Here is a 15,428-nt window from a genome sequence, read left to right on the forward strand (position 1 = left end):
GTTGTCCTAGCCATGTTCCTCGAAGCGAGCATCGCCCTGCTGGCCCTGGCCGCCGCGCTGTGGCTGCGCCCCTGGCGCATGCTGGCCGGCCGCCCGGGCCCGGGCGGGCCGCTGGACCGCATGGCCTCGCCCCTGGTCACGCCGCTGCTGGGCGTGCTCGTGCTGCTGCCCTGGATCTGGGCCCTGCCCACGCTGCACCGCATGCCGCTGCAACTGCAGTGGTCCTCGGCGCCGCTGGTGGTGCTCATGCTGGGCTGGCCGCTGTCCGTGCCGCTGCTGCTCGTCGTGGGCGGGCTGGCGGCCCTGCTGTCGCCGGCCCTGGGCTGGGGAGATGCGCTGGGCATCTCGGTCTGGCAGGGCATCGTGCCCGCCACGCTGGCCATGCTCTGGGGTGCGGCGCTGCGGCGCTGGCTGCCGCACCAGATCTTTGTCTACATCCTCGCGCGCGGCTTTGCGGGCACGGTGCTGTGCGTCTTCATCTCGGCCCTGCTGGCGCAGGCCGCAGGCCACTCGCTTCCCGGTGTCAACGAGGACCTGTCGCGCATTGCGCGCTGGCTCATGGCCTGGGGCGATGCCGTGGTCACCGGCATGGTGACGGCCATCTTCGTGGTGTTCCGTCCCCAATGGCTGGCCACCTGGTCGGACGCCATCTACCTGCGCCGCCCGCCCGCGCCCTGAGGGCGCATCCAGGCACAAGCCGTGGCGCGCCGCAGTGCCAAGGCCAGTGACTGCGCCGCGCGGCCCTGGCTCTGGATATGATTCGCGCCTGATACCCGCCAGCCCGGCGGCCCGTCCCTTTTTGCTGCCCCACCCATGACCGATGTCACCGAATTCGCGCCCGGACTGCTGATCCGCGGCATCCAGCCGCCACTGAAGCTGGCCGACTACAAGCTCATCGCGTTCGACATGGACTCGACGCTGATCACCATCGAATGCATCGACGAGATCGCCGACGCCACCGGCAAGAAGGCCGAGGTCGCGGCCATCACCGAAGCCACCATGCGCGGCGAGATCACCGACTTCAAGGACAGCCTGCGCCAGCGCGTGGGCAAGCTCGTCGGCGTGACCGAGGCCGACATGGCCCGCGTGCTGGCCGAGCGCCTGAAGCTCTCCCCGGGCGCCGAAACCCTGGTGCGCGCAGCGCAGGCTGCCGGCCTGAAGGTGCTGCTGGTCTCGGGCGGCTTCACCTACTTTGCCGAGCACGTGCGCGGCATGCTGGGCATCGACTTCGTGCGTGCCAACGTGCTGGAGATGCGCGATGGCGCGCTGTCCGGCGGCCTGATCGAGCAGCCTTGGGGCGACATCTGCGACGGCGCCGAAAAGCGCCGCACGCTGCTGGAAGTTGCCTCGCTGCTGGGCATTCGCCCCGACCAGTGCATCGCCGTGGGCGACGGCAGCAACGACATTCCCATGATGCAGGTCGCAGGCCTGTCCGTGGCCTACCACGCCAAGCCGCGCGTGCGCAACGAGGCCAAGGTCTCCATCACCGAAGGCGGCCTGGACCGCCTGCTGGAAGTGCTGCGCTGAAAACCGGCGGCGGGGGCTGGCGCAGGCCGCTGCACTGCTCCGCAATCAATAGCTGAGAATGTTTTGTGGGCTTGCTTTTCCGGCAGGCCCCGGTCTTTTCTACAATGCTTGATGCAGCCCCATAGGCCACCGCCTCAGCGCCGGTGGCTCTCCTACAACAGCAGGCTGCACACCGGCGTATCCGCATGCCGGTGCTTGGAATCTCCTGCCCCATCCCCATGTGACACCCAAGGCCGCAGGCCTGCCCGCAGACGGGCGGCCTGTGGCGCTCCGACCGGCGCAGGCCCGCCTGCGCCGACCGTGCACATGACCACCATGATTGGAAAAACCTTCGTGAAGACTTCGTTCCGCACCACTGCCTCCGTGATCGCCCTGGCCATTGCCTCGCTGACCGTGCCCACGCTGGCCCAGGCCAAGCGCATGGGCAGCGGCGGCAAGTCCGTGCGCCCGGCGTCGATCGGCAAGGCCCCTGCCCAGCCCGCAGCGCCTGCGGCGCCCACCGCCAGCAAGGCGGCAACGCCTGCCAGCCCGGCAGCTCCTGCCACGCCAGCAACGCCGGCCGCGCCCGCCGCAGCCGCCGCTCCGGCAGCGGCACCTGCCACTGCAGGTGCTGCAGGCCCGGGCATGATGGGCACGCTGGGCGCCGCCGCCGTGGGCGCCGTTGCCGGCTCCATGGCCGGCAATGCGCTGGCCGGCGCCATGACCCCTGAAAAGGACGCTGCCGCCAAGGAGGCCGAAGCCAAGGCCAAGGCCGCCGAAACCGAGGCAGCCGAGCTGCAGCGCAAGGCCGATGAAGCCAAGGCCAAGGCAGAAGCCGCCCGCGCCGCCGCCAAGTAAACCGCCTGCTCCTTGCAAAAGGCCGCGCCTGTCGCGGCCTTTCTGTTTTGTCCAGCGGCTGCTTCAACGGCCTTGCGCATGCTCTCCACGCAGCGTCATCACGGCGCTGGCGATGCTCGCAACGGCCTTGCCATCATCACGCTCGATTTCACAGCGGTAGTGGCTGATCGTGCGCCCACGGTGCTCGGCCCACGCCCGCGCGCACAGCCTGGAGCGCCAGACCGGGCGCAGGAAGGCCGCCTTCAGGTCGATGCTGGTGAAACTCTGGCCTGGCTCCATCAAAGTGGAATGCGCCGTGCCTATGGCAGCATCGGCCAGTTCGCACAGCATCCCGCCATGGACCGTGCCCTGCTGGTTGCCATGGCGCTGCGCATCGGCGTCGAACTCCACGACGGCCATGGCTTCGCCGACGGCCACTATGCGAAACCCCAGCATCTGCGAGATCGCGGTCGGATAGTGCATGTGCGTGGCCTCGTCTGCGGCAAGCCGCCCTTCGATCTGCCGCTGCAGATAGTCGAGCACGGGGAGATAAGTGCGGGGAAGATGCATGGATTTCCTGTCTGGAGCGGGAGGGCAAGGCCCGGGAATGCCCGTCTCGCCAGTGTGATGACCTAGACTGGAACAATCAAAAAATTGTCCTAACTACACTCCATGGCTGCCTCTCGCGTTGCTCTGCTGACTGAACGGCTGGCCGAAGACATCCGCGCCGGCCGGCTCGCTCCCGGCACGCTGATGCCCACGCACCGCGACCTCGCGGCCCGCCATGGCATGGCCGTGGCATCCGCCAGCAAGGTGTATGCGCAGCTGGCCTCCCTCGGCCTGGTCATCGGCGAAACCGGGCGCGGCACCTTTGTGCGGGATCGGCCGCAGCAGCGCGAATGGGATGGCAGCGACGAATCCCGCCTGAGTTCGGACACGGCCGACCTGTCCTTCAACCATCCCACCTGGCCGGGGCAGGCCGGGCTGTTGCGCTCCATGCTGCGCGAGCTGGCTGCTTCGGGCGACCTGGCTGCGCTCATGCACCAGCAGCCGCCCGGCGGCCGGCTGCACGAGCGGCGCATCGTGGCCGACTTCCTTGCCCGCGAACGCGGCCTGGCTGCCGAGCCGGAACGCATCTTCCTGGTCAACGGCGCGCAGCAAGGACTGGACATTGCCGTGCGTGCGCTGCTGCGGCCCGGCGATGCGGTGGCCGTGGACGCGCTGACCTACCCGGGCTTCAGGATGCTGGCCGAGCTCCAGGACCTGGACCTACAGCCGGTCCCTGCCCTTGACGAGGGTCCCGACCTCGATGCATTGGAGCGGCTGTGCGCGCGCCGGCGCATACGCGCCATCCATGCCATGCCCACGCTGCACAACCCCCTGGGATGGGTGATGCCGCTGGCGCAGCGCCAGCGCCTGGTGGAGATCGCAAGGCGCCACGATTGCCTGCTGATCGAGGATGCTGCCTATGCCTTTCTGGCAGGCAAGGCGCCCGCAGCCCTCGCAACGCTGGCGCCAGAGCGCTGCATTCACGTCTCCAGCCTCTCGAAAAGCGTGGCCAGCGGGTTGCGCTTCGGCTTCATGGTGGTGCCCCAGGCATGGGCAGGCCGCGTCAAGGCCGTGGTGCGCGCCAGCCACTGGAGCATGCCGGGCCTGGTCACGGCCATGGCCACGCGCTGGATGGCCAGCGGCTCCGTGCGGCAGCAGGAACAACGCATGCGACAGGAGGCACGGCGCCGGCAGGCGATTGCGCGCAAGGCGCTGGCAGGAATGCAGATGCTGGCCCACCCCTGCTCGCTCTTCCTCTGGCTGCGCCTGCCCGGGGAGCTGCGGATGGACCGGGCGGCCACGGCGCTGGCCCAGTGCGGCATCGCCGTATCGCAGGCCCACGCCTATGCAACGACACCCCATGCCCCGCATGCGCTGCGCCTGGGACTGGGTTCGGTGCCTCTGCCGCAACTGGAGGCCGTACTCGTTCAGTTGCGGGATACCGTGGAAGGCTTTCCGCCCTGAGCCTGTGCCGGGCCAGGGCCCGGTTCAGGGGCCTTGCGCTTCAGCGCCGCCCGTCGCGCAGCGGCTGCAGCAGGTGCGACAGGCCGTTGTGGTCCAGCTCCTGCATCAGCGCCAGCAGTTGGCCCAGCTCTCCCTTGGGAAAGCCCTCGCGTGCGAACCAGTTCAGATAGTTGCCGGGAAGATCGGCGATCAGCCGGCCCTTGTACTTGCCATAAGGCATTGGTACCAGCACCAGCTTTTGCAGCATTTCGGAGTCCATGGCGGCGATGGTACGCGCTGCGCCATCGCAAGAATCCGCATAAAAAACCACAGCCTTATAACCAAATATCAAAAATGTTCAACGCGGCCCCTGGCGCAGCACTAGACTATGCGCCTGCCTGCCGCCAAGCCCGACGCGGAGCCGTTCTCCCGGGCCGGCGGCGTTTTATCGCAACCCGTTGAAGAAAGTCCTCCGGTCATGTTGAAGAAAGCCCTCTCCGCAATCGCGATTGCCACGCTGGCACTGACAGCCCAGGCCGCCGACGTGCTCAAGGTCGGTGCCACGGCCGTGCCGCATGCAGAAATCCTCAATCACATCAAGCCCGCGCTGAAGGCCCAGGGCATCGATCTGCAGATCAAGGAATTCAGCGACTACGTGCAGCCCAATGCGGCCGTCGAGGACAAGCAGCTGGACGTGAACTTCTTCCAGCACCAGCCCTACCTGGACAGCTACAACAAGGACCGCAAGACCTCACTGGTGGCCGTGCCCAATGGCAAGGTCCATGTGGAGCCCTTCGGCGGCTACTCGCAGAAGATCAAGAACGTCAAGGATCTGAAGGACGGCGCCACCATTGCCATCCCCAACGACCCCTCCAACGGCGGCCGCGCCCTGATCCTGCTGGCCAAGCAGGGCCTGATCGAGCTCAAGGACCCCAAGAGCCTGACGCCCACGCCGCTGGATGTGGCCAAGAACCCCAAGAAGCTCAAGTTCAAGGAACTCGAAGCCCCGCTGCTGCCGCGCGCACTGGGCGATGTGGACCTGGCGCTGATCAACACCAACTACGCCATCGAGGCCAAGCTCAATCCCACCAAGGATGCGCTGTTCATCGAAGGTGCCGACTCGCCCTACACCAACATCGTGGTGTCGCGCCAGGACCGCGCCAACGATCCCAACATCGCCAAGCTGATGAACGCACTGCACACGCCTGATGTGAAGAAGTTCATCGTCGAGAAGTACAAGGGCGCCGTCGTTCCCGCGTTCTGAATGCGAGGTGGCCGCAGCCTTGCCGGCTGCGACCGTTGCGAAAAAAAAAGCGCTGCCGGGGCAGCGCTTTTTTTGTGGCTGGCATTCCTTGCCTCAGCCTGCGGAGGCCACCTCCGCCGGCGCCTTGGCCGCAGCAGCCGGCCGCGTGATGGCGCTGCCCATGGCCGCGCCCATGATGCAGGCAATGGCCAGCCACTGCGTTCCCACCAGTTGCTCATGCAGCAGCAGCATGCCCATGAGGGCGGCTATCGCGGGCTCCGTTGCCAGCGCGATGCCGAAGGTGGCGGGCGGCAGGCGGCGCAGCGCCATCATCTCCAGCGTGTAGGGCAAGGCGCTGGAGATGGCCGCAACCATCAACCCGAAAAGAAGTATGGATGGCTGCAGCAGCTTGGCCCCCGCCTCGGCCACGCCGAAGGGCACCACCACCATGGCGGCGAACACCAGGCCCAGCGACACGGCCTGGCCGCTGGGAATGCTGCCCAGCCGCTGGCCCAGCAGGATGTACAGCGCCCAGCAGATGGCCGCGCCCACGGCGCAGGCAATGCCCACGGGCTCCAGCACCAGGGCGCCGGCGCTGGCACCGCCTATGGGCAGGATCAGGGCCAGCCCCGCCACCGCCAGCGCCAGCCAGACAAAATCCACGGGCCGGCGCGAGTGGTAGATGGCCACGGCCAGCGGCCCCGAGAACTCGATGGCCACGGCCAGGCCGAAGGGAATGGTGCGCAGCGCCATGTAGAACAGCAGGTTCATGGCGCCCAGCGCCACGCCGAAACGCAGCAGCGCCCAGGCCTGCGGCCGCGCCAGCGTCCAGCGCCAGGGCCGCCAGATGGCCACCAGGATCAGCGCGGCAAAGCCCACGCGCAATGCCGAGGTGCCCTGGGCGCCCAGCACCGGAAAAAGCTGCTTGGCCAGTGACGTTCCCACGCCCAGCGCTGTCACCGAGCCCAGCACGGCCAGCAGCGGCCAAGCGCGGTTCCATGTGATGTTTGTTGTCATGGCGCGTACGATATTGCAAGCGCACCGCGCAAACAGCTCGTTTTTGAGCCGCTTCACGCAATATTCGCTCTTTTCCTCTTCTCGCCGCCAGCCGCCCATGCCCGCCATCGCCCTGGACTCCTTCGACCGCGCCATTCTCGACGTGATGCAGCGCGACAACCTCACGCCACAGCGCCTCATCGCCGAGCGCGTGCACCTTTCCGCGCCGGCCGTGCAGCGGCGCATCAAGCGGCTGCAGGAGCTGGGCGTGATCGCGGCCAACGTGGCCGTGGTCGATCCGGCGCGCATAGGCCGGCCGCTGACCGTGCTCATCAACGTGCAGCTGGTCAACGAGCGCCCCGATCTGTCGCAGGCCTTTCGCGCACGCGTGGATCGGGAGGACGCGGTACAGCAGTGTTATTACGTGACCGGTGAAGCCGACTATTCATTGATCGTCACGGCTGCCGATATGGAGGAGTACCAGGCGCTGGCGGCTCGGCTGTTTGCGGGGGACGACAACATCCGGCGCTACACCACCTCGATAGCGCTGGAACGCGTCAAGACCGGGCTGCAGCTACCGCTGCAGCCGCAAGCCACGGATGCCTGACCACCGTCATCAGATCGATTTGAACATAGAACGCCATCACAGGCAGGGAGACTTCAATGAGCGCACCGCATCCGGACAGCATGGCCAATCTGGTGGCCATCCGCACCCTCGACAAGTACGAGAACGACTATTTCCCCAAGCGCGACCGCATCACCATCGCCTTTCGCGGCGATCTGGCAGAGCAGTTCAAGTACGACAAGATCCGTCCGCTGTCGCCGGCCCAGCGCCATGGTCACCGCGTGGTGATCGAGGCCGAGAGCCAGAAGACCGGCACCACCGGCCACTACTGCATCGAGTGCAACAGCTGGAACCTCATCGAGGCCGTGGGCACCTGGGCACCGGAGCCGGAGCAGGCGGCGGGCTGAGCCTGCCGCCTCTGGCCGGCTCAGGCCGGCTCAGGCCCCGGCCGGCGCCCAGACGCTGCCGGCCACCCACCAGGCCAGCGCCAGCATCATCACCCCCGTCAGGCCATCGAGAATCCGCCAGGCACGCGGCTTCTCGAACAGGCGCCTGAGGCGGCGGCCTGCAAAGGCCAGCAGCACGAACCATGACAGGCTGGCCGAAGCGGCGCCAATCACATACACCCATTTGAGCGCGCCTTCCTGGCGCGCGCCGATGGAGCCCATCAGCAGCACCGTGTCCAGATAGACATGGGGGTTGAACAAGGTGATCACGGCCAGCGTGGAGACCACGCCCAGCAGGCCGCGCGGCGCCAGCTGCCCGCCCGAGGCGGCCAGCTGCGCATCGGGCGCCATGGCCATGCGCCACAGCGCCATCAGGCCGTAGGCCAGCAGGAACAGGGCGCCGCCCAGGGTCAGGTAGCGGGCCAGATCGGGGTTGTCGCCCAGCAGCCGGGCCATGCCCGCCACGCCCAGGCCGATGAGCACCACGTCGCTGACCACGCACCATGCCACGCAGGCGCGTACATGCTGGCCGTGCACGGCCTGGCGCAGCACATACAGGTTCTGGGCTCCGATGGAGACGATGAGCGACAGGCAGACCGTGAAGCCCGCCAGCCAGGAAGAAGAAACATTTGCAGTCCACATGGGCAGGGATTGTCTGGCTCGCAAATGGTTAAGTAAAATTACATTTACTCAATCAAATGAAGAATATCTAAATGCTCGACTACGCCGGACTCGAAGCCCTGGCAGCCGTGGTGCGCGAAGGCAGCTTCGAACGCGCGGCGCGCAAGCTGCACGTCACGCCCTCGGCCGTCTCCCAGCGCATCAAGCTGCTGGAAGAGCGCGTGGGCCAGGTGCTGGTGCTGCGCGGCCAGCCCTGTTCAGGCACGGAGGCAGGCCGCCGCCTGTGCCTGCATGTGGAGCAGGTCGCCCTGCTGGAAAACGACCTGCGCCGCAAGAACCCCGAACTGGTGCCCGAGGGCCAGACGGCCCTGCCCACGCTCAAGCTGGCCGTCAATGCCGACTCGCTGTCCACCTGGTTCATGGACGCCATGTCCGCCTTCACGCGCGACGGCAACGAGCTGCTGGACATCAGCATCGACGACCAGGACCACACGGCCAAGCGCATCCGCGAGGGCGAGGTGCTGGCCGCCGTCACGGCCACGTCCTCGGCCATTCCGGGCTGCAACACCTGGCCGCTGGGACGCATGCGCTACGTGGCGGCCGCCAGTCCCGATTTCATCCGCCGCTACCTGAAGGACGGCATCACGCCCGAGGCCATGGCACGCACGCCCATGATGAGCTACGGCCGCAAGGACAGCCTGCAGGACCAGTGGCTGCAGCGCCTGGGCGCGGAAGGCCGGCGCAGCACGCCGCGCCACTTTCTGCCGTCCAACCAGGGCTATACGCGGGCCTGCGAGCTGGGCATGGGCTGGGGCATGCACCCGCCGCTGATGATCGGCGCGCAACTGGCCGAAGGCAGCCTGGTGGAGCTGCTGCCCGGCAACGATCTGGACATTCCCATGTACTGGGCCCATGCGCGCAATGCGCAGGCCAGCCTGCAGCGGCTGACGGACTGCGTGATCCAGGCGGCAGCCGCCTGTCTTGACCCGATGGAGTGAGGGGGCGGCGGCGCCGTCCGCGCCCGGCTCAGGGCTGGCGGCCGGTGTCGTCTGCCGGGGTGGACGGCTCAGCCTGGGCCTGGTCGTTGCGTTCCGGCCGCTGTATGGTGCGCACGGCCGCGCGCACGCGGGTCAGGGTGTGGAAGTCCAGCAGGCTGGTGGCCATGATGGTTTCCCAGAGAAAGCAGGCCAGGGCCGAGAGAAACATCAGCACGCCGAACAGAAAGCCCAGCACCGCATAGCCATGGCCGTTGATGCCGTAGGCCTCGCCCAGGAACAGCAGGGCAATGGTCAGGCCGATGCAAAAGCCGCAGACGGTCAGCAGCCCTATGCAGACATTGGCCAGCCGGCCGCGCTTGCGCAGAAAGTGCAGCTCGGTCAGGCTGCGCGCGATGAATTCCTCCTCCTGCGGCGTGCGCAGCAGTTCCTCCAGCTTGCGCGCGCGGTCGATGATGCGGGCCAGCCGCCCGGCCACGGCGCCTATCATGCCGGCCACGGCCGTCAGGAAGAACACCGGCGCCAGCGCCAGCTGGATGCTGTGGGTGACGGTATCGGCGTCTAGCGACCAATTGATCATGCGGTCCTCTGCGTGCTTTCTGTTGTCTGGTCCGGCCGTGCTGCCGTGTTTTCGCGCGGACAGTATTGTGGCCGCAACCGGGGGCCGCAAGAAGCCATGCCGCCCGCTTTCAGCGCGCCGGGGGTGCCGGCAGAACCTGCGCGCACAGCGAAAGCATCTGGTCCAGCAGGGCGGGCGCCCGGTCGCGGCGGCGGACCACGCCCAGCGGCGCCAGCCGGCCCGTCAGCTGCACGTCGAGCCGGCACACGCGCGCATGGGTCTGCAGGCCCGGCGCGATGCTCAACGGCACCAGGGCCACGGCGCCGGGCTGGCTCAACAGGCCCTCCAGTATCGGCAGGGAAACGGTGGAGACAGGAAACCAGGGCGCATCGGGCAGTGCCTGGAGCACCTCGGCCTCGAAAATCCCGCGCACGGCGATGTTGGCCGTGGGCAGTACCCAGCGCGCGCCGGTCAAGGCCTGCAGCGGCACGCCACGGCGCCCGGCCAGTGCATGCGAGCGTGCGGCCACCACCACGGCCGTGTCGGCCAGCAGCGGCTCGAAGACGAAGGGGCCGGGCAGCAGCGCCGGCTCGCGGCAGAACACCGCGTCCAGCCCGCCGCCCAGCAGCTGGGACAGCAGCCGGGTGCTGGCGTCTTCGTGCACATCGACATGCACCTCGGGGTGTTCGGCATAGAACCGCGCCAGCAGGGGCGAAAGAATGGCCAGGGCCGCCGCCGGAATGGCGCCCAGGCGCAGCGCGGCCGCGGCGCCCCGGCGAATGGCGGCCAGCGATTCCGCCACCTCCTCCAGCGCGGCCAGCACGCCGCGCACCGTGTCCACCAGGGTCTGGCCGGCCAGCGTGGGGCGTATGCCGCGCGCATGCCGCTCGAACAGGCGGATGTCGAGCACGCGCTCCATCTCGGCCAGCGCCTGGGTGGCGGCCGACTGGCTCATGTGCAGCGTGGCGGCGGCCTGCACCACCGAGCCGCATTGCTGCAGCGCCACCAGCAGCTGCAGCTGGCGCAGGCGCACATGCTTGGTCAGGCGCGAGAACAGCAGCCGGCCCTGGGGCGTGGCCGCATCGTCCAGGCCTTCGCGGTCGTCAAAATCGTGGCTCATGGGAATCTTGGTGTTTTCCCCAGGCAGGCCCTGGCGCGCCACAGGCGGCAAAGGGCAAGCTATCGGAACGGCTTATAGCTTGGCACAAATACCGTGGCCCACGCGGGCGGCAGGATTTCTATAGTCGCCTGCATCGGGAGCCGGCACGGCCCAGGCTGCGGCTCCCTCCCCGTCGATGGAGTCCATGCCATGCAAGCCAAGCCCCTCTTACAGCCTCTCTCTCACCTGCCGCGCCGCACCCTGCTTTCCCTGGGCGCGGGCCTTTGCGCCGCGCTGTGCGGCCTCACCCTGGCCCGCACGGCCCATGCGGCCGACGCCTATCCGAGCAAGCCCGTCAAGCTCATCGTGCCCTTTGCGGCCGGCGGCTCCACCGACATCGTCGCGCGCGTGATCGCCGAAGGCCTGCGCAGCACGCTGGGCCAGCCCGTGGTGGTGGACAACAAGGCCGGCGCGGGTGGCCTGATCGGTACCGAAAGCATTGCCCAGGCGGCGCCAGACGGATACACCATCGGCATGGCCACGGTGAGCACGGCCACCATCAACCCTTCGCTGTATACGCGCGCCGCCAGGCTGGAAGGCAGGCTCCTGCCCGTGGCCAACCTGGTGACCATGCCATCGGTCTACATGGTCCATCCCAAGATGGGCGTCAAGGATTTCGCGGGGTTCCTGGCCAGGCTGCGCGCCCAGCCCGGCGCCTACAGTGCGGGCGTGCCGGGCCTGGGCACGCTGGGCCATCTGATGGTGGCGTCCTTCAACGAGACCATGAAGACCCAGATCCAGATCGTGCCCTATCGCGGCAACGGCCCGGCGCTCAACGACGCCCTGGCGGGCATGGTGCAGGTGATGACCGATCAGCTGCCTTCGGCCATGCCCCAGATCAAGGGTGGCAAGCTCATCCCCGTGGCACTGTCGGGCGACAGCCGCTCGCCCGATCTGCCCGATGTACCCACCTTCAAGGAACTGGGCTATGCGCAGCTCAACGAGCTGGGCATCAGCTGGTTCGGCCTGGTCGTGCCGGCCGGCACGCCGCCCGCCATCGTCCGGCAGTTGCAGGAAGCGTCCACAAAGGCCGTGCGCCTGCCCGAGGTGCAAAAGCACCTGAAGCTGCTGGGCGCATCGGTCACCGAGATGGACCAGGGCCGCTTCCCTGCCCAGATCGTCAGCGAACTGCAGCGCAACAAGGCGCTGCTGGACAAGGCAGGAGTGAAGCCGGAATGAGCGCGGTCGATCATCTCCAGGATTTCTTCCAGCAGCAGTCCGCGCGCATGGCGGCCCTGGCCGACAGCATCTGGTCGCTGGCCGAGCTGCGCTATGCCGAGACGGCTTCGGCCCAGCTGCACATCGATGCGCTGGAGCAGGCCGGGTTTCGCATCACACGCGCCCTGGCCGGCATTCCCACCGCCTTTCTGGCCGAATGGGGCGACGAGGGCCCGGTGCTGGCGTTCCTGGGCGAGTACGACGCACTGTCGGGCCTGAACCAGCAAAGCGGCGCCCTGGTCTGCACGCCGTCCACCGACAGCCCGGGCCTGGCCGGCCACGGCTGCGGCCACCACCTGCTGGGCACCTCGGCGCATTTCGCGGCCATCGCGCTGCAGGAGCACCTGCGCCGCAGCGGCGCCAAGGCGCGCGTGCGCTACTACGGCTGCCCGGCCGAAGAAGGCGGATCGGGCAAGACCTTCATGGCGCGCGCCGGGGTCTTCGACGATGTGGACACGGCGCTGACCTGGCACCCGGCCAGCTTCTCCGGCGTGTTCAGCCAGAGCACGCTGGCCAATATCCAGGCGAAGTTCGTCTTCCACGGCAAGGCCTCGCATGCCGCGCACTCCCCCCACCTGGGCCGCAGCGCGCTCGACGCCGTGGAGCTGATGAACGTGGGCGTGAACTACCTGCGCGAACACATGCCCACCGATGCGCGCGTGCACTACGCCATCACCGACTCGGGCGGCCTGTCGCCCAACGTGGTGCAGGCGCGCGCCGAGGTGCTGTACCTGGTGAGGGCCGCGCGCAACCACGAGGCGGCCGCACTGTACGAGCGCGTGCAGAACGTGGCGCGCGGCGCCGCGCTGATGACGGATTGCCGGCTGGAGATCGTCTTCGACAAGGCCTGCTCCAACCTGCTGCAGAACCGCACGCTGAACCAGGTCATGTACGAACAGATGCAGGCCCTGGGCCCGCTGCGCGTGGACCCCGGACTGCACAGCCTGGCCGGCGACTTCCAGGCCACGCTGGACAGCAATGACGTAGACCAGGTCAGCCGCCCGCTGGCCAGCGTGCTGCGCGGCAAGGTGCCGGCCGTGTTCGAGGGCCTGGCGCCCTACGATCCCGCTGTGGAGGACACCCTGTTCGGCTCCACCGACGTGGCCGATGTGAGCTGGATCACGCCCACCGTCCAGGCCTGGGTGGCCTGCTACGCCTTCGGCACGCCGCTGCATTCCTGGCAGATGGTCTCGCAAGGCCAGTCCGGCCTGGCCCACGCCGGCATGGTGCGCGCCGCCCAGGTGCTGGCGGCCACGGCCATCGCCTTGCTGGAGCAGCCCGAACGCATTGCCCAGGCCAAGGCGGAGCTGCTTGAGCGCCGCGGCGGCCGACCCTATGCGTGCCCGATTCCTGCGGAGGTGCCCCTGCCGTTCATGCGGGGGTGATGGGCTTGGCTCGCCCTGGATGATCGACTCCTACCCCATGCCCAGTTCCCGGGCTTGCAGGGGCTTGCAGGGGCTTGCCCCTTTGCGCTGCCGCAAACCCGCCCCGCCGCCGCGTTGACCCATCACAAGCCCTCCACGCCATGCCACGGCGATAGTCGGATCGGGACCCCACCGATACCTACAAACCACAGGAGGACTTGTGAAGCTGATGATCGATCTCTTTTCCACCGACTACGGGCTGATGAGCCTGGGCGTCATCGTCTTCATCCTGATCATGGCGGGCTTTTTCCTGCGCCTGTTCCTGGGCAAGATGAAGCACGTGGCCAACAAGCCGCTTGAATGAAAAGATGCCCAGGCAGGGCCTGGCCTGGGCATTCGCATGCAGCCCTGCGCACTCAATAGTGCGGGGGCAGCTCGTCGCGCAGATGGGTCGCACCGCCGGCGGGCCCGCCCTCCGGCACCCGTCGGCGCAGGTCGCGCAGTTCGTCCAGGAGCCGGTCGATCTGCTGCTGCTGGCGGTAGATGGTCAGGTTCAGTTGCTCCAGCAGGTCGTCGGTGTAGCTGGCCTTGATCTCCAGCTCCATCACGCGCGCCTGCAGGGCCTGGGCCTCGTCGCGTTCGCCCCTGCGCTCGTTGTCCCCAGCCACGCTCACGCCTTGAGCGCCTGGGCCAGGCGGGCGATGCCTTCGCGGATCTTGTCCTCGTCGGCCGTGGCGAACGAGAGGCGGAAGCTGGTGGCATCGGGGTTTTGCGCGAAGAACGGCGCGCCCGGCACAAAGGCCACGCCCTGGGCGATGGCCCGCTTGGCCAGCTCGCCGGCATCGGCCAGCGCGCCGCCCTTGCCGGTCAGGCGCACCCACAGGAACAGGCCGCCCTGGGGCTGCAGGAATTCCACGGCATCGCCGAGGTGCTCGCGCAGCGCATCGCCCATGGCCTTGGCGCGGCGCGCATAGACCTCGCGCACATGGGCCAGCGTGGCGGGCATGGCGCCGGACTTCAGGTACTGCGCGGCCGTGGCCTGGGCAAAGGTGCTGGTGTGGGCGTCGCTGAACTGCTTGCACATCACGGCGCGGGCCAGCAGCTCGGGCGGGGCCACCAGCCAGCCGATGCGCAGGCCGGGGCTGAGCACCTTGCTCAGCGAGCCGCAATGGGCCAGCCAGTCGCGGCTGCCGGGCACCTGGCTGGACAGGGCCAGCAGGCTGGGAGGTGGTGCCTCGCCAAAATACAGGTCGCCGTAGGGATCGTCTTCCACCACCAGGGTCTGGTACTTGACGGCCAGCTCCAGCACTTTCTTGCGGCGCTCCAGGCTCAGCATGGCGCCGCTGGGATTGCCGAAGGTGGGAATCAGGTAGACCAGCTTGGGGCGGTGCTCGGCAATGAGCTTTTCCAGCGCATCGACCTGGGCGCCTTCGGCATCGATGGGCGCGCTGACGACTTGCGCACCGTACAGGCGAAAGCACTGGATGGTGGCCAGGAAGGTCGGGCCTTCCACGATGACCTTGTCGCCGGGGTTGATCATGGTCTTGCCCAGTAGGTCCAGCGCCTGCTGGCTGCCCGTGGTGACCACCAGTTGCTCGGGGGCCAGCTCACGCACGCCCTTGCCGGCCATGAAGGCGGCGATCTGCTCGCGCAGCGGCTGGTAGCCCTCGGTGGCGCCGTACTGCAGCGCCGCGCCCGGCTCCTGCTGCAGCGCTGCCTGGGAGGCGGCGCTGATGCCGGCCACGTCGAACATGGCGCTGTCCGGAAAACCACCCGCGAAGCTGATGATGCCGGGCTTGCCCAGCAGCTTGAACAGCTCGCGGATGGCGGAGGTTTCTACGTTGTTCAGACGGTCGGCGAATTGCATGGGCAGGATTCTCGTTGTCGATGCGATGGAAAAGGCGAAGCCTGCATTGTCGCCAATCCT

The 15,428-nt window shown here is 68.0% G+C and carries 19 protein-coding genes; 11 read left to right on the top strand and 8 right to left on the bottom strand.

All coding sequences use genetic code 11. The features are described 5' to 3' along the window. Positions 1–12: 12 nt before the first annotated feature. From ACRSCF_RS19115 to ACRSCF_RS19125, 3 genes are all read left to right on the top strand, one after another. Complete coding sequence (locus ACRSCF_RS19115; RefSeq protein ID WP_034363124.1) at positions 13–678, top strand: hypothetical protein; 666 nt, start codon at positions 13–15, stop codon at positions 676–678. A 135-nt stretch (positions 679–813) separates the two neighbouring features. Then, positions 814–1,527, top strand: coding sequence for a phosphoserine phosphatase SerB (gene serB, locus ACRSCF_RS19120; RefSeq protein ID WP_034363121.1), 714 nt, complete (start codon positions 814–816; stop codon positions 1,525–1,527). A gap of 306 nt (positions 1,528–1,833) precedes the next feature. Beyond that, positions 1,834–2,364, top strand: coding sequence for a hypothetical protein (locus tag ACRSCF_RS19125; RefSeq protein ID WP_016453029.1), 531 nt, complete (start codon positions 1,834–1,836; stop codon positions 2,362–2,364). 63 nt (positions 2,365–2,427) lie between these two features. On the opposite strand, the gene ACRSCF_RS19130 is transcribed toward ACRSCF_RS19125, so the two are convergent. Further along, complete coding sequence (locus ACRSCF_RS19130) at positions 2,428–2,913, bottom strand: PaaI family thioesterase (RefSeq protein WP_034363117.1); 486 nt, start codon at positions 2,911–2,913, stop codon at positions 2,428–2,430. A 102-nt stretch (positions 2,914–3,015) separates the two neighbouring features. Here ACRSCF_RS19130 and ACRSCF_RS19135 point away from each other — a divergent pair, with 102 nt between their 5' ends. Further along, positions 3,016–4,356 (top strand): PLP-dependent aminotransferase family protein, encoded by a 1,341-nt coding sequence (locus ACRSCF_RS19135; RefSeq protein ID WP_034363116.1) that lies wholly within the window; start codon positions 3,016–3,018, stop codon positions 4,354–4,356. 40 nt (positions 4,357–4,396) lie between these two features. Here ACRSCF_RS19135 and ACRSCF_RS19140 read toward each other — a convergent pair whose 3' ends face one another. Next, positions 4,397–4,615: a DUF3820 family protein gene (locus ACRSCF_RS19140; protein WP_034363114.1), complete on the bottom strand. Its 219-nt coding sequence runs from the start codon at positions 4,613–4,615 to the stop codon at positions 4,397–4,399. A 198-nt stretch (positions 4,616–4,813) separates the two neighbouring features. Between ACRSCF_RS19140 and ACRSCF_RS19145 the strand changes: the two genes are divergently transcribed. Then, positions 4,814–5,599 (top strand): MetQ/NlpA family ABC transporter substrate-binding protein, encoded by a 786-nt coding sequence (locus tag ACRSCF_RS19145; RefSeq protein ID WP_017404430.1) that lies wholly within the window; start codon positions 4,814–4,816, stop codon positions 5,597–5,599. 93 nt (positions 5,600–5,692) lie between these two features. Here ACRSCF_RS19145 and ACRSCF_RS19150 read toward each other — a convergent pair whose 3' ends face one another. Then, positions 5,693–6,595, bottom strand: coding sequence for an EamA family transporter (locus ACRSCF_RS19150; protein ID WP_016445261.1), 903 nt, complete (start codon positions 6,593–6,595; stop codon positions 5,693–5,695). 97 nt (positions 6,596–6,692) lie between these two features. Here ACRSCF_RS19150 and ACRSCF_RS19155 point away from each other — a divergent pair, with 97 nt between their 5' ends. Continuing rightward, on the top strand, positions 6,693–7,181 hold the full coding sequence (locus ACRSCF_RS19155; protein ID WP_016445260.1) for an Lrp/AsnC family transcriptional regulator: 489 nt from the start codon (positions 6,693–6,695) through the stop codon (positions 7,179–7,181). Between the two features lie 56 nt (positions 7,182–7,237). Beyond that, positions 7,238–7,546, top strand: a complete 309-nt coding sequence (locus ACRSCF_RS19160; RefSeq protein WP_016445259.1) for a hypothetical protein — start codon at positions 7,238–7,240, stop codon at positions 7,544–7,546. Positions 7,547–7,576: 30 nt separating this feature from the next. Here the strand turns inward: ACRSCF_RS19160 and ACRSCF_RS19165 are convergent, their stop codons facing one another. After that, positions 7,577–8,227, bottom strand: a complete 651-nt coding sequence (locus tag ACRSCF_RS19165) for a LysE/ArgO family amino acid transporter (RefSeq protein ID WP_016445258.1) — start codon at positions 8,225–8,227, stop codon at positions 7,577–7,579. Between the two features lie 71 nt (positions 8,228–8,298). On the opposite strand from ACRSCF_RS19165, the gene ACRSCF_RS19170 reads away from it, so the two are divergent. Beyond that, entirely contained in the window at positions 8,299–9,204 is a 906-nt protein-coding gene (locus tag ACRSCF_RS19170; RefSeq protein WP_017404434.1) for an HTH-type transcriptional regulator ArgP, read from the top strand. Positions 9,205–9,232: 28 nt separating this feature from the next. Here ACRSCF_RS19170 and ACRSCF_RS19175 read toward each other — a convergent pair whose 3' ends face one another. Next, positions 9,233–9,781 (bottom strand): DUF2721 domain-containing protein, encoded by a 549-nt coding sequence (locus tag ACRSCF_RS19175; RefSeq protein WP_016445256.1) that lies wholly within the window; start codon positions 9,779–9,781, stop codon positions 9,233–9,235. A 109-nt stretch (positions 9,782–9,890) separates the two neighbouring features. Beyond that, entirely contained in the window at positions 9,891–10,880 is a 990-nt protein-coding gene (locus ACRSCF_RS19180) for a LysR family transcriptional regulator (protein WP_016453034.1), read from the bottom strand. 189 nt (positions 10,881–11,069) lie between these two features. Between ACRSCF_RS19180 and ACRSCF_RS19185 the strand changes: the two genes are divergently transcribed. From ACRSCF_RS19185 to ACRSCF_RS19195, 3 genes are all read left to right on the top strand, one after another. Then, a complete protein-coding gene (locus ACRSCF_RS19185; RefSeq protein WP_046240331.1) occupies positions 11,070–12,098 on the top strand; it encodes a tripartite tricarboxylate transporter substrate binding protein BugE in 1,029 nt (342 codons plus the stop codon). Next, positions 12,095–13,522: a M20 family metallopeptidase gene (locus tag ACRSCF_RS19190; RefSeq protein WP_034363109.1), complete on the top strand. Its 1,428-nt coding sequence runs from the start codon at positions 12,095–12,097 to the stop codon at positions 13,520–13,522. The genes ACRSCF_RS19185 and ACRSCF_RS19190 overlap by 4 nt, the downstream gene beginning before the upstream one ends. Positions 13,523–13,730: 208 nt before the next feature. Continuing rightward, entirely contained in the window at positions 13,731–13,865 is a 135-nt protein-coding gene (locus tag ACRSCF_RS19195) for a DUF3149 domain-containing protein (protein WP_016445252.1), read from the top strand. A 52-nt stretch (positions 13,866–13,917) separates the two neighbouring features. On the opposite strand, the gene ACRSCF_RS19200 is transcribed toward ACRSCF_RS19195, so the two are convergent. Both ACRSCF_RS19200 and ACRSCF_RS19205 read right to left on the bottom strand, forming a co-directional pair. Then, complete coding sequence (locus ACRSCF_RS19200) at positions 13,918–14,175, bottom strand: SlyX family protein (protein WP_034363106.1); 258 nt, start codon at positions 14,173–14,175, stop codon at positions 13,918–13,920. Beyond that, positions 14,172–15,368 carry a PLP-dependent aminotransferase family protein gene (locus tag ACRSCF_RS19205; RefSeq protein ID WP_244386364.1) on the bottom strand — a complete coding sequence of 399 codons (1,197 nt, stop codon included), beginning with the start codon at positions 15,366–15,368 and terminating at the stop codon, positions 14,172–14,174. The genes ACRSCF_RS19200 and ACRSCF_RS19205 overlap by 4 nt, the downstream gene beginning before the upstream one ends. Between the last annotated feature and the right edge of the window lie 60 nt (positions 15,369–15,428).

This window comes from Delftia sp. 11MD (assembly GCF_050907895.1).
Classification (GTDB): Bacteria; Pseudomonadota; Gammaproteobacteria; order Burkholderiales; family Burkholderiaceae_C; genus Comamonas; species Comamonas tsuruhatensis.